Below are 13,330 nucleotides of genomic sequence, written 5' to 3'. Positions count from 1 at the left end.
AAATCATCGACCTATTTTAGAATGAAAGTTGCAGTAACTGGATTATGATCACTATTCTCAAATTTTAGATCATGGCCGGTGACATTAGCGATCTCAACATTCGGAGAAACGAGAAAGCCGTCGATCACGGAGAGAAAATTAACACCTTCTTGATAAGCGATATCGAGTGTTCGGACCGTTGGTGTACTTGGATCTACGGCCCACTGAAAATCTTCCGGAGCAAAGGATTCAGGGATGGGTTGGAGCCACTGTGGCCATTCCTGCTTCGTTATGAATTTATTATGATCTGTACCGGGCAGGGCATGATTCCAGTCACCGCCGATGACAAGATAGTTATCTTTTTGGGCCTCTTGATCAATATAGCCTTCTAGGAACTCGAGCTGCTGTTTGCGGATCGTCCCACCTTTGTCAAATGCAGATAGATGAAGGTTGATCGTGACAAGTTCTTTACCATTACTGACTGGAAATCTACTCTCTATAAATCCACGATCTAGCTCAAACAACTGCACTGGCCAGCTTTCTTTACCGGGTAGATCGTACCGTTTATGTGAAGTACTGGTGAACTGAGATAGGCTTAGTAAGCCGCTGTTCACTTCACCCATAGGACGTGTAATCGGGACCGGTACCCAAGGCACTTTGTAGTTATAAGCGAATGTGTCACTGCATTGCTTCAATGCACGGCTAATTCGCGCATATTCATTGATCCGATTACTTCGTGAGGAATTTGTATCCACTTCTTGCAGCATGTACAGATTGGACTCATTACTCCTTAGGAAATCGATAATGGCATTTAGGTTGATCTCTGTTTGTTCTGTATTTCTAGATCGAGACTTCGTCCCACCGTCCATGAAAAAATCTTGACCACGATCGAGCCCTGCATAGCCGATATTAAAAGTCGTAACCGTGAACGGTTCTCCTTGCTTAAGTGTAACAGGGGTGTTATTACTATTGGTTTGTAGTTCTACTTGAGCGGGTGGCTTATAATCCACTGCTGTAATATAGATTAGAAAGATGACAACCAGAGTAATCAAGCCAAGCACGATCCACAGTAGCCATTTTAAAGATTTCATTAGCATTAGGTTGTTCTTACCTCCCAGTTAAAAAGTCTTCCCATACGAGTGGAACATTCGCGCTACAGTGAAATTACCATAAATATGAAGAAGGCGCTAGTGTAATGTAATGCGGGTGAACAATCGCTATCCTGATTTTGAATATGAGGTTGCTTGGGAATATTTTCTTTACAATTGTGGGTTGAGCGAATATAATAAGAACAAATATGTGAGTGGGTGGATAATAATGAAAATGTTTATGACAGGACCTATCGAGTAATCGATAACTGAATAGGTGGCAAACGATTTGATGATTATAATCAATGCTTATTAAGGTTGATATCATGAAGAACGTTTGTACACACCCTGTCTTGAACATCTCATCTATTATTGCATTGCATTCAAGCAACTTGCAGAAGTGATATTCACTTTCATTTTTGCCGTTTCTTTAATGTTAATAAGCCGTTGGTGGACATTTGTTCATCGAGCGGCTTTTTTGCGTCCAAATTATTCGCTTACTTGGAAGGGAGGTGCTTCAGTAGTGTACAGATAATTGCGGAATTTGTGATAAGCAGATGCTACTACGGTTCGGAGTTTAAGATTTTAATAAATTAATATGAAGAAATGGGTGAGTTATCTTGTTATTCAGTATTTCTAATCATGGTGTGTTCCGAGTTGTAAAAGTTGTGTTTCAGAATTCTTCTTAGCGAGTCTGCGCATGAAAAATGATACAGATGGCTCTTAAAATGACAAGAAGATAAAGAAGATAACTGAATATTATGGGGGTGGGCACATTGCCCAAACAAGAAAAAGTTTCAATGTCGTGGCTGCTGAGATATTTAAGCCCGGTTAAAGGACGGCTGATGATCCTGATCATCTTGCTCTTAGGTTCTACAGGCTTGCAGCTCTTGCAACCACAGATTGTTAAGCGATTTATTGATACCGCTGCTGGAGGCGGGATACTTGCCAGTCTGATTCAGCTTGCGGGGCTGTTCTTGATCGTAGCTGTTGTCAACCAACTGGTTACGGTGGCTGTTAGCTATCTAGGGAACGATGTCTCATGGCGAGCTACGAATCGATTACGTGGAGATCTGCTAAAGCATTGTTTACGGCTAGATATGCGTTTTCATAACAAAAAAACACCAGGAGAGATGATTGAACGCATAGATGGGGACGTAACAAGCATTTCGAATTTCTTCTCGATGTTTATAGTGCAGGTCATTGGAAGTTTTGTGCTATTGGCTGGGATTTTAGGATTCATGTATACGGTGAATCTACCCATTGCAATCGTTATGACCATTTTTACGCTCTTATCCATTATGTTTATGGTATTCATTCGTAACTTAGGTGTGAACTCGTCCAAATCGGAGCGAGAAGCGAGTGCATCCTTGTTTGGCCTTATAGAAGAACGGATTGCCGGGATCGAAGATGTTCAAGCCAATGGGAATGTGCCTTATGTGATGAATCGATTCCATCGTATGATGCGAGTGGTATTCTTAAAAGGAAGAAAAGCTTGGATGCTTCGAGTCGTCCCGTGGAACACCACGGTCATCCTATTCGCACTTGCTGTAACGGCTGTTCTATTAATCGGTGTTCGTTATTATTTAGTTGGCGAGATTAGTTTGGGAACCTTATTCCTAATTTATCAGTATACCCAAATGCTGAATGACCCGATTGAGATGCTAGGGGATCAAGTGCAAGAGTTCCAGAAAGCGAAGTCAGGTATGATTCGTTCTAGAGAGTTACTATCGAATCGTAGTGAGATTGTTGATGGTAAGCAGGAAGAGCTACCAGATGGAGCACTTGGACTTGAATTTGAAGGAGTTAACTTTAGCTATAACCAGGATAAGCCTGTCCTGCATGACATTCATTTTAAAGTGAATCCTGGAGAGCGTCTTGGCATTATCGGTCGTACTGGAAGCGGGAAGTCGAGCCTAAGTCGAACACTTCTTCGTCTGTATAACATCGATAGCGGCATCATTCGGGTTGGAGGAACGGATATTACGAAGCTTAAACTTACATCTTTATATCGAAGAGTTGGAATGGTAACGCAAGATGTACAGTTATTTGATGGTACGCTACGAGATAATTTAACGCTGTTTGATAACCGAGTGACGGATGAATTTATTCTGGAAACAACAGAGCGATTAGGACTTCGTCAATGGATTGACGCTCAGCCAGAAGGATTAGATGCATATCTCACTGCAGGTGGTGCATCCCTCTCTGCAGGTGAGGCGCAGCTATTTGCACTAACTCGTGTATTTCTAACCCAGCCAAGCTTGGTCATTCTAGATGAGCCATCCTCTAGACTCGATGCTGCAACAGAACATATGCTTCAGGTCGCTGTGGACCAACTCATGCGTCAGTGTACAGGGGTCATTATTGCACACCGACTTGCAACACTAGAGTCTGTGGACAAAATCATGGTTCTCGGTGATGGCCGGATTCTGGAGTTTGGTGAAAGAGAAGCACTTGCGCAAGATCCAACCTCGCATTATTCAAGATTGTTAGTAACCGGTAGAGAGGAGGAATTAGCATGACAATCAGTGGTTTTATCGGGCGTTTGTTCCGCTTTCAACCTTTCTTGTTTATCATCAATGGATTGTTGTGGTGTATATTTCATTCCTTGCCGTTAGCTATCGGACTTGGAATGCAGTGGTTCTTTGATCGAGCGACTTCGAATTCACCGGATTTCTTGTGGCTCGCTGTGCCTCTTATATTCATTGCCCTAGTTAGAGTTGTAAGAGTGGGGGCTTTCTTTACAGCCTTTTATCAATGGGTGACGTATATTTATCACATCCAAGCTATTCTAAGAACGAATATGCTGGCAGGTATTATGCGCTGGCCTGGACGGAACTTACCAGCATCTCCAGGGGAAGCGATGAGTCGTTTTCGTGATGATGTGGATGAGGTTGTCGAGTATATAGAATCATGGGTTGATTTTTGGGGACGTCTCGTGTTTGCAATCGTTTCTGTTATTATTATGGCGAGCATTAACTGGGTGATCATGCTGGTAGCTGTTCTTCCTCTAGTGGTAGTTACACTGCTTAATAATCTGTCAGGTAATCGTGCACGACAATATGGACAGAAAAATCGTGAGGCGACGGGGCGAATTACAAGTTTTATTGCAGAAACATTTGGTTCCGTGCAAGCCTTGAAGCTGGGGCAGGCAGAGAACCATGTTCATGAACGATTTATGAAGCTGAATGAAGAGCGCCGTCAAGCTGCACTTAAGGATAATCTGTTCAAGCAGTGGATGCGTTCTCTTAATCAGCATGTGCTGAGTATCTGTACGGGCTTGATTCTCCTCCTTTGTGCAACGGAGATGCAAGCGGGGCGTTTCAGTGTTGGGGATTTTGCTTTATTCACAGCCTATTTGGGAAATATCGGATTTAGTATTTCTCTATTCGGTTATATGGTGTTTCAACATAAGCGACTTAAAGTATCTTTTGACCGGATGCGCACATTGTTTCGTCCAGGTGAAGAAGATCGACTTATTGAAGCTAGAGAAACGTACCTTAATGAAGATCCGCCAGAGCTTCCGAATATTAAAAGAGATCCAAGCGAAAAACTCGAAGTGCTTGAAGTAAAGGACTTGTCGTATCACTACCCTCAGTCTGACAACGGGATAGCAGATATCCAGTTCTGTCTTGAGCGAGGGAAGTTTCTTGTGATCACCGGTCGTATAGGCTCAGGTAAATCCACGCTTGTACGTACATTGCTTGGTCTTCTTCCTAAACAGAGTGGATCCATTCGGTGGAACGGGCAAGATGTCGATCCGGCAACCTTTCTTATGCCACCAAGAGCTGCTTATACGCCACAGGTACCTCGTTTGTTCAGTGATCCCTTACGAGAGAATATCGTTCAGGGAAAGAAAGAGAATGTTGAAGAAAGTTTGGAGCGGTCCATACGCCTAGCTGTGATGGATAAGGATTTGGAGAACCTTGATAAAGGATTGGAAACATACGTCGGTCCAAGAGGAGTCATGTTATCTGGAGGACAAATTCAGCGAGCAGCAACGGCTCGTATGCTGATGACAGGTGCCGATTTATTCATCTTCGATGATCTATCAAGTGCACTGGATGTCGAAACAGAGCAGCAGGTGTGGGAAGGACTTTTTCAAGAGAAAGACGTCACATGTATTGCGGTGTCTCATCGCAGGGCTGCTCTTGCGAAGGCTGATCACATCATTGTTATGAAAGATGGACGAATCGAGGCAGAAGGAAGTTTGTCAGAGTTACTCGCAACGAATGAAGAGATGCAGTTATTATGGCAAGGAGAGCAATCTTTGGATAAAGAATATGCGAAAGTTGCTGAGTAGGGTTAGGTTCTATTGAGTTATAGGTCTGTTTCAATAGAATGGAAATCGTAGAAGGAGAGTTGATGATGAAAGATCATTGGGAGCGAACGGAGGAATCTATCTTACTAGATTTCACCGAAATCGAGGACATAATTAAGCCCGCCTTTCCGAATAAAAAACTGATCTCAGCAGAACGAATCGGAACGGGGCTGAGTAATTCAAATTATAAGATTCTTATGGAAGGGAGCGAGGCGCCCTATGTGTTTCGCTTATATCGCGGAGATAAAGGTGTAGCAGATAAAGAACTCGCTATATCGAAGCATGTCTCTCAATCCGTTCCTGTTGCGAACTTTATTTATGCAGATACAACCTGTACTCACACTCTGCATCCATGGGCTGTTATGGAGTGGAAGGAAGGAATTCTTCTTCGCGACTTGATTAGAAACGGAACTAAATCTGATATAATATCGGCGGCAACTTCTGTTGGTAGAAGTCTTGCAGATGTGCATCAGTATACTTTTTCTGAATCCGGTTTTTTCGATAAAGATTTAAATATCAAGGCGCCTATGACAATGGATGCCGATCGATTTCTTTCATTCATTGAGCAGAGTCTATTTCATCAGCCTTGTGGTATATGGTTAGGAGAGGAACTTATCCAACAGGTGTGGTCTTATTGCCAAAATTATAGTCCACTGTTGTCAGAGAGCGATGAGAAGCCAGTTCTTGTACATTCCGACTTTAATGGTTTAAACATACTCGTCCGAGATGACGTAGTAGATTGCGCTGTATCCGCTATTCTGGATTGGGAATTTGCCTTCGCATGGAATCGATATGTGGACATTGGCAATATGCTCAGATACGAAGAAGATGGTTCCTTATATGAAGAGCATTTTATTAGAGCTTACAGAGAGCAGGGAGGTATCCTTCATAAGAATTGGAGAATCCTATCTAAGCTGGAGGATCTCGTTGCATTATGTGAAATGCTAAATCATTCTACGCTGGATACACCAAGGAGGATCCATGATCTTCAGCGTTTGGTGAGTCGTATCGTATAAGCTGTATTATACGAACTAAATTAAAATATCATTAAAAGTGAAGTATTTTACCCCGTTTAAATAAATAACTGTTTAGAATAGAAGTCATACAATGTATGGCTTCTTTTATTATTTATCATACCGACATCATAGAGAGGAAGGAACCATGATTCATTACAGAAGAAGAAAACCAATAAAAGTGATCTTGTTAATGCTTGTGGTATTTGTTGTAATGATTGGATTCAACATCATTGAGCACAGCGATTCAAGAACTCTAGTGGCTGACGATACATCTTCTGAAGTATCTTCACAATCTGATGAAGCGTTAAAGAAGGTTACGAAAGTATCTTCTCCATCACAGACATACCGGATTGCCATTGATCCAGGACACGGTGGTTCTGATCCAGGTGCTATGGGCGTTAGCGGAGCATATGAGAAAGAGTTTAATCTATCTCTTGCACAGGTCATATATGAGGTGCTTGAAGCAGACCCTATGTTTGAACCTTATATGACTCGAGAGAATGATGAATATATAGAATTAAACGAACGAGCTGCTATGGCAAATGCATGGAATGCTGATGCCTTGATATCCATTCATGCTAATACGTATGAAGATTCAACAGTAACGGGCACAGAGACCATTTACCGGCATGAAGGAAGTAAAGCATTGGCCGAAATTATTCAACGGCATCTAACACAAGATTTTGGACTACGAGATCGAGGAATTAAACAAGAACGCATGCATGTGCTATCAACTGCCAAAATGCCTGCTGTACTTATAGAAGTTGGCTATCTTACGAATGCTGAAGAGGAGAAGTTACTGCGAAGCAGTGAGGGACAAGAACTTGCAGCGAATGCTATTGTTAATGGATTGAAGGAATATCTAATGGAGATGAAGAGTTCAGATGATCCTACTTGATCAGCATAAAGATGATGAGTTAGCAAAGGTGCCAACTACTGACTCAACACGAACTGATGATAATTACTGCTAAGATACAAGAAATCTTATGGGAAAACGATATTAAAGATATATACTAGATGAAGAATTCATATAGAAATCAGGCAGACTGAACGATATTACGTTTGGTCTGTCTTTTTTGTTGGGAAGTGTATTCTAACGAATGTATTAGGACGACATAATAAATGATCACAAAAATAGATGATGTCACAAAAACACATTACGAGATTGTTATATAGATAACAAGAAAGAAAGGAGGTAATCTCTTGCAGTCAACCATCCCCGGGGAAGCGGAAGTAAGCAAAAATGAAATTGAAGCAGTTGTAGCAGAGGTCAAAGCAGGAGATAAACAGAAATACAAAATTATTATTCTCCAGTTTGAACGGCAAATGTATACGTACTGCTATTATATTTTGAAGAATCATACGGAGACGGAGGATGCCGTACAGGAAATCTTTATTCGCGCGTATGAAAACATTCATCAATATAGCAGGCAAGTGTCCTTCTCTGCCTGGCTTTATAAAATGGCCTACCATCATTTGATCAATATGAAAAAGAAGCAGAGCCGATGGCTCAAATTGGTCGAGCATGTTCAAGAGCAGCAACCTACACTGCAAATCTCCCAAAGTGAGCCCGTAGTTTATGAACTCTTGAATTACCTTACAGCTGAAGAACGCCATATTTTACTCCTTAAGGCGGTTGAACAGTACACCTTTGATGAAATTAGTGAAATCATGGGCCTCAAGTCCGCTACCATACGGAAAAAGTATGAACGATTGCGTCGGAAACTGATGGAACGTATAAGCCAAAGAGGAGAGATGAAACATGGGACACTTGTCGGAACCAACGGAATTCGCTGAAATGGATGCAATTGAACAAATAATTCGTGAATCTTCATTACCTAATAAAAGTTTGAGTTATCAAATTATGAATAAGATTGGAGAGAATGAAATGACAAAAGCATCATCCAAACATAGGCCAAATGTAATGAAAAGAATTGTAATGGTGGCGTCTGCTGCTGCTTTACTTGGTGTAGGTGTGATTGGTACGGGATTTATATCGCCCGTAATGGCTGCAACTTTGAAGCAAATTCCAGTGGTAGGAAATCTTTTTGATGGAACAAGTGAGGAATCTCTGCAAGCTGCTATTGAGCAAGGAATCGTATCTGAACCTAATCTGAGTGTAACCCATGATGGAGTAACGCTGAAGGTAGCTGATTTATTATATGATGGATCCCGCTTATCTTTCATTTTGGAGCGTGAAGGGGTAGATTTACCGAATACGGCTTCTCCATATATTAATGAAAATGATAAGATTATTGGATCTCCTGATAGCGAGTATCTTAAATCCAGAAAGGTTCCTGTAAAGGATCAGAAGAAAGGGTATATTATAACGCCAGCTATTTTTGCTAACGGACAAGAAGTTGTATACGGCGAAGGCAATTATGGGGATCATCCTCAACGGGAGAATGCTTACATCGTTCAATTGACTAAGGATCTGAAATTGCCTGATCAATTCGAGTTAACGATTAAGGCAAATGTCACAGGGGTGAAAGACATGTTTGAATTCAACATTCCTGTGAATGTGAAAAATAAATCTATCGTTCTGAAGCCAGAGGCTTCGAAATCAGACGGACAATTCAGTTATACCGTCAAGCAGATGGAGCTTTCACCAGTATCTACACGTCTGGTTCTAGACAGTAATGGACAAGCTCCAATATCTCCGACGCAAACAGGCGATTACAGTGCCAGCATGGTATATTATGAACTAGTGGATGATCAGGGGAATGTGCTTAATCCCAATAAATTTGAGTATTTCAACAGCAAACCAAAAACAGAATATCACATAGATCAACTGTTTAGTCCTTTTAATAGGTTACCGAAATCAATTACAATCAAGCCGTTTACATTAACTGTGAACACCAAGGATTGGAGTATAGTCGGTCAAGGGAAGAATAGTGTCGGTGATAAGACGTATCTTAAGGATTTAGAATTGACCCTTCCTGTTAAACCTTAGTTAAATATAAACAAGAAGAGAACTCGCGAATTGTGCGGGTTCTCTTTTTTAATCTATATGAGAAGTATCATACTCGAATTATAGACTTTGGTTGTCTCTAAATCGTTGTTATTCAATGGATATATTCCCCGAACCTGTCTTCAGATTCACGTCATAAACTCCACTACCTGTATGACCCTCTGTCTTACGATTACTCTCTTGAAGATTCTCAATCGGAATAGATATGGATCGTCTTCCACTGCCTGTTTGAAGAAGCCAATGAACATTCGGATTTTCATCTTGTAAGGTCAGGCTTATGTTTCCGCTGGAGGCCTTAACAAGTACATCACTTTGGAATTTAGCAAAATCGAGATTGATGTTGCCGCTCTTACCAGTAATCTTTAGGCTATGCATCTGGAGATCACTTCCCGTAATCGTGCCGGATGTACCTTCAAGGATCACCTGCCCTGTAAAGTCGATTGGAATACGGACATGGAGCTCCGGCTGCTGCCCAAGATTTAAGATACGAATAACGTCACTTTTCAGCTTAATATCAAGTTGCTGTTTACTACGGTCCATCACCATTCCCGGTCCATCGTCATACAAGCGTAAGGTAGCTTCGAGTGATTCGATATCGGCTGATTCTATGAATAATTTGGTGCTTCCATGATCAATGTGTATCGTTTCTATATCCTTTAGAGAGAGGTGCTGTATTTCTTCATTTTCATCTGAGTTTATGCCGCCGCAGCCACTTACCAATAGCATGATCAATACGTAAATAATAAGATTTCTGAATTTCATATGATGAACACTCCTTAGGTTTGCTAGAACTGATTGTAATAGGTGACGTAACGTCACAAGCAAGTATTAATTTATGATTTTACCGGATTTAATATTTTTCATAAAAAAACTTGAACCTGACGTTACGTCATCTTATAGGATGATCATCAACGAAATAAACGACTAGATTTCGAAAGGAGAGACAACATGAATCGAGGAGATATGATTATTTATGTATTTGTAATTATAGGTGCTGGATTAGGATTGATCATGGATCAAGCTCTACCAGGCGTCCTTATTGGATTGGGGATTGGATATTTCATTAAGCTATCGATGAAGAAAGAGAAGTAATTGAAACAGATCTGGAGTGGAGGAGAATATCTTGAGTATAGAATTACTGCTCTCTGTCGGGGCATTAGCTTTGTTAGATATGGTGAGTCCAGCAACCATTGGGGTGACTTTGTATTTATTATTGAGTGATCGAAATCGGATCTTCTCCCGATTAATGATGTATTTGATGACGGTAGCTGGATTCTATTTCATTGTAGGCATTTCGCTTATGTTAGGTATGGATTATATATTTGATGCAGCATCCAATATGTTTCAAAACCGAGTGATAAGCTGGATTACAGCGGTTGTTGGAGGAGTCTTATTTATCGCAAGTTTTTATGTTCCTACGAAGAAGACGGCTAAACCGGTCAAGCCTAAATCTTTGAAAATGAGTGCGATGATTAGTCTTGGAGTAACGACTTCTTTATTAGAGGTAGCTACAGCACTCCCATATTTTGCGGCTATTGGACTTATGACAACAGCTCAGTTAACAATCTTTCAGTGGCTACCCATATTAGCTACTTATAATTTTATTATGATTCTTCCGCCACTACTATTGATCGGATTACATGCTCTGTTTGGCCGATTACTGCAGAAACCTCTTGAAAAATTAAGCGTGAAAATCGCCAATAGTACTGGATCGGTGCTCTCTTGGATGATGTGTATTGCGGGGATTATTTTACTGCTTAACAGTATTGATCATTTATAGTTCACACATAAGTGGAAGAGTTCAGGTAACTTGTGTTTGGGATAGAAGAATTTATCCCCCTTTGTCATAAATTATCCTTTCTCTTCAGATTGTCCTTTCTTGATAATAAAGCAGGAAGAACACAGCAAAAATGAAGGAATTAGATGCTAGTGTGTCATCGCTATCCGTACACTGTCGAGAAAGGAGAGGGGGCTTCCGGCATTTCATCCGGGAATTTCATGGTTTTGTGCAAACGTTATCAATTCACTCTCATTAACAAGGAGGCTAATAACGAATGGTTCAAGACCGTTTTTCGATTCGTAAAATGTGGATGTTCGCACTTAGTTTCATCATGGTTCTTACACTGTTTCAGGTTCTAGCTGTGAATACTCCTAAAGCTCATGCCGCTGTAGCAAGCAAGACGATTGTGGGCTATTGGCATAATTTCGATAATGGTTCAGGCTTTATTAAGCTGCGTGATGTCTCTTCCAAGTTTGATGTAATCAATGTCTCTTTCGCCGAACCTACCTCAGGGGTTAGTAATGGAACGATCGGGTTTACTCCTTACAATTATACAGAATCTGAATTCAAATCAGATGTTGCATACTTACAATCCCAAGGCAAAAAAGTGATCATCTCAATCGGAGGCGCGAACGGTCAAGTACAGCTTCCAACAACGACAGCTCGTGATAATTTCGTAAATTCTGTGCGAGCGATTATTGAGAAATATGGATTTGATGGATTGGATGTGGATTTTGAAGGTCATTCCCTTTATTTAAATTCGGGTGATAGCGATTTCAAAAATCCAACTACACCTGTCATTGTGAATTTAATATCTGCACTTCGGACGCTTAACAATTATTTTGGAACCGATACGTTCTACCTCACGATGGCTCCTGAAACGTTCTTCGTGCAGCTTGGCTACAGCTTTTATGGAGGGAGCTGCATAAGTTGTGACAGCCGAGCCGGATCCTATCTACCTGTCATTTATGCAACGCGTGATATTCTGGATTGGCTACAAGTACAGAACTATAATTCGGGCCCGATTACAGGACTAGATAATCAGTACCACACCATGGGAAATGCGGATTTCCATGTAGCGATGGCTGATATGCTGCTTACAGGCTTCCCTGTCGCCAAAAATAGCAATCATATGTTTCCAGCATTACGTCCGGACCAAGTGCTTCTCGGTTTACCAGCTAACACCAATGCAGGTGGTGGTTTCACCTCGGTTGCAGAAGTACAGAAAGCACTTGATGCTCTGATTAAAGGTAAACAATTATCCAGTTACACCACAAGGGGCAGTACAACCGGATATCCTGACTTCCGTGGAGTGATGACTTGGTCGATTAACTGGGATAAGTTTAACAACTTTGAATTTTCGAACAATCATCGGGCTTATCTGGATGCATTGACACCTCCCGTACCTGATACACAGCCTCCAACCGTTCCTACAAATCTAGCTTTACTATCCAAAACCTCAACAACGGTTAACTTGAGCTGGACATCCTCGACAGATAATGTAGCTGTGACCGGGTATACGATTTCGTACGGCTCTCAAATGTTAAATGTGACTGGAACGAGTGCAACGATCACCGGTCTCATCCCCGATACAAATTATGTATTCACTGTAAAAGCTAAGGATGCGGCAGGTAATCAGTCTGCAGCAAGCTCACAGCTTACAGTAAAAACAGATGTGGTTAGTACAGATCAGACGGCACCTTCAGCACCAGGGAGTGTACAAATCCTCTCATCAACATCAACGAGTGTAACACTAAGCTGGACGCCTTCAACGGATAATGTTGGTGTGAGCGGATACACGATAACATATGGGGCCAATATTGCTCAAACTCAGGGGACTACCGTGACAATTAGCGGACTAACGGCGAATACCAGCTATCAGTTTATCGTGACAGCACAAGATGCAGCAGGTAATATTTCTGCAGGTTCTTCAGTTAGTGTAACAACGGGCCCCGCGGGGCCTGTAGGATGGAGTGCGAATGTAAGTTACAAAGTTAATGATGAAGTTACGTATGGTGGGAAAACGTACATCTGCCGTCAACCTCATACATCTCTTACAGGGTGGGAGCCACCTAATGTCCCTGCACTCTGGCTATTGAAATGATAATACTGTTTTTCATTTTCTAATAAACGAATTGATAGCTCCATTCCCACGAATAAGCGAGGTGGAATGGA

General features: G+C 41.4%; 11 protein-coding genes. 9 read left to right on the top strand and 2 right to left on the bottom strand.

Annotated features, from left to right (window positions below; all coding sequences use genetic code 11):
• Window positions 1-11 precede the first annotated feature (11 nt).
• Window positions 12-1,076, bottom strand: a complete 1,065-nt coding sequence (locus tag ACK8P5_RS14180; protein ID WP_422656926.1) for an endonuclease/exonuclease/phosphatase family protein — start codon at window positions 1,074-1,076, stop codon at window positions 12-14.
• Window positions 1,077-1,867: 791 nt separating this feature from the next.
• On the opposite strand from ACK8P5_RS14180, the gene ACK8P5_RS14175 reads away from it, so the two are divergent.
• The 6 genes from ACK8P5_RS14175 (at window position 1,868) to ACK8P5_RS14150 (ending at window position 9,357) form a co-directional block, all read left to right on the top strand.
• Window positions 1,868-3,589, top strand: coding sequence for an ABC transporter ATP-binding protein (locus ACK8P5_RS14175; protein ID WP_422656925.1), 1,722 nt, complete (start codon window positions 1,868-1,870; stop codon window positions 3,587-3,589).
• On the top strand, window positions 3,586-5,370 hold the full coding sequence (locus tag ACK8P5_RS14170) for an ABC transporter ATP-binding protein (RefSeq protein ID WP_422656924.1): 1,785 nt from the start codon (window positions 3,586-3,588) through the stop codon (window positions 5,368-5,370). The genes ACK8P5_RS14175 and ACK8P5_RS14170 overlap by 4 nt, the downstream gene beginning before the upstream one ends.
• A 38-nt stretch (window positions 5,371-5,408) precedes the next feature.
• Window positions 5,409-6,404 (top strand): phosphotransferase family protein, encoded by a 996-nt coding sequence (locus ACK8P5_RS14165; RefSeq protein ID WP_422656923.1) that lies wholly within the window; start codon window positions 5,409-5,411, stop codon window positions 6,402-6,404.
• A gap of 145 nt (window positions 6,405-6,549) precedes the next feature.
• On the top strand, window positions 6,550-7,302 hold the full coding sequence (locus ACK8P5_RS14160; RefSeq protein WP_422656922.1) for an N-acetylmuramoyl-L-alanine amidase family protein: 753 nt from the start codon (window positions 6,550-6,552) through the stop codon (window positions 7,300-7,302).
• Between the two features lie 305 nt (window positions 7,303-7,607).
• On the top strand, window positions 7,608-8,201 hold the full coding sequence (locus tag ACK8P5_RS14155; protein ID WP_422656921.1) for an RNA polymerase sigma factor: 594 nt from the start codon (window positions 7,608-7,610) through the stop codon (window positions 8,199-8,201).
• Window positions 8,167-9,357, top strand: a complete 1,191-nt coding sequence (locus ACK8P5_RS14150; protein WP_422656920.1) for a DUF4179 domain-containing protein — start codon at window positions 8,167-8,169, stop codon at window positions 9,355-9,357. Before ACK8P5_RS14155 ends, ACK8P5_RS14150 begins: the two co-directional genes overlap by 35 nt.
• A gap of 108 nt (window positions 9,358-9,465) precedes the next feature.
• Here ACK8P5_RS14150 and ACK8P5_RS14145 read toward each other — a convergent pair whose 3' ends face one another.
• Window positions 9,466-10,137: a DUF4097 family beta strand repeat-containing protein gene (locus tag ACK8P5_RS14145; protein ID WP_422656919.1), complete on the bottom strand. Its 672-nt coding sequence runs from the start codon at window positions 10,135-10,137 to the stop codon at window positions 9,466-9,468.
• A 186-nt stretch (window positions 10,138-10,323) separates the two neighbouring features.
• Here ACK8P5_RS14145 and ACK8P5_RS14140 point away from each other — a divergent pair, with 186 nt between their 5' ends.
• From ACK8P5_RS14140 to ACK8P5_RS14130, 3 genes are all read left to right on the top strand, one after another.
• Entirely contained in the window at window positions 10,324-10,467 is a 144-nt protein-coding gene (locus ACK8P5_RS14140) for a hypothetical protein (protein ID WP_422656918.1), read from the top strand.
• 31 nt (window positions 10,468-10,498) lie between these two features.
• Entirely contained in the window at window positions 10,499-11,155 is a 657-nt protein-coding gene (locus ACK8P5_RS14135; RefSeq protein ID WP_422656917.1) for a GAP family protein, read from the top strand.
• A 274-nt stretch (window positions 11,156-11,429) separates the two neighbouring features.
• Window positions 11,430-13,259 carry a fibronectin type III domain-containing protein gene (locus ACK8P5_RS14130; protein ID WP_422656916.1) on the top strand — a complete coding sequence of 610 codons (1,830 nt, stop codon included), beginning with the start codon at window positions 11,430-11,432 and terminating at the stop codon, window positions 13,257-13,259.
• The last annotated feature ends 71 nt before the right edge of the window (window positions 13,260-13,330 follow it).

Source organism: Paenibacillus sp. EC2-1, assembly GCF_049311625.1.
In the GTDB taxonomy this organism is placed as follows: domain Bacteria; phylum Bacillota; class Bacilli; order Paenibacillales; family Paenibacillaceae; genus Paenibacillus_AQ.
The sequence above is the reverse complement of the archived record's forward strand: the minus strand, read 5'-3'. Positions and strand labels throughout refer to the sequence as shown.

Bases quoted from the DNA above. Each gene is read 5' to 3' on its own strand.
- ACK8P5_RS14180 (WP_422656926.1), bottom strand. From the start codon at position 1,076: ATGCTAATGAAATCTTTAAAATGGCTACTGTGGATCGTGCTTGGCTTG.
- ACK8P5_RS14175 (WP_422656925.1), top strand. From the start codon at position 1,868: ATGTCGTGGCTGCTGAGATATTTAAGCCCGGTTAAAGGACGGCTGATG.
- ACK8P5_RS14170 (WP_422656924.1), top strand. From the start codon at position 3,586: ATGACAATCAGTGGTTTTATCGGGCGTTTGTTCCGCTTTCAACCTTTC.
- ACK8P5_RS14165 (WP_422656923.1), top strand. From the start codon at position 5,409: ATGGAAATCGTAGAAGGAGAGTTGATGATGAAAGATCATTGGGAGCGA.
- ACK8P5_RS14160 (WP_422656922.1), top strand. From the start codon at position 6,550: ATGATTCATTACAGAAGAAGAAAACCAATAAAAGTGATCTTGTTAATG.
- ACK8P5_RS14150 (WP_422656920.1), top strand. From the start codon at position 8,167: ATGGGACACTTGTCGGAACCAACGGAATTCGCTGAAATGGATGCAATT.
- ACK8P5_RS14145 (WP_422656919.1), bottom strand. From the start codon at position 10,137: ATGAAATTCAGAAATCTTATTATTTACGTATTGATCATGCTATTGGTA.
- ACK8P5_RS14140 (WP_422656918.1), top strand. From the start codon at position 10,324: ATGAATCGAGGAGATATGATTATTTATGTATTTGTAATTATAGGTGCT.
- ACK8P5_RS14130 (WP_422656916.1), top strand. From the start codon at position 11,430: ATGGTTCAAGACCGTTTTTCGATTCGTAAAATGTGGATGTTCGCACTT.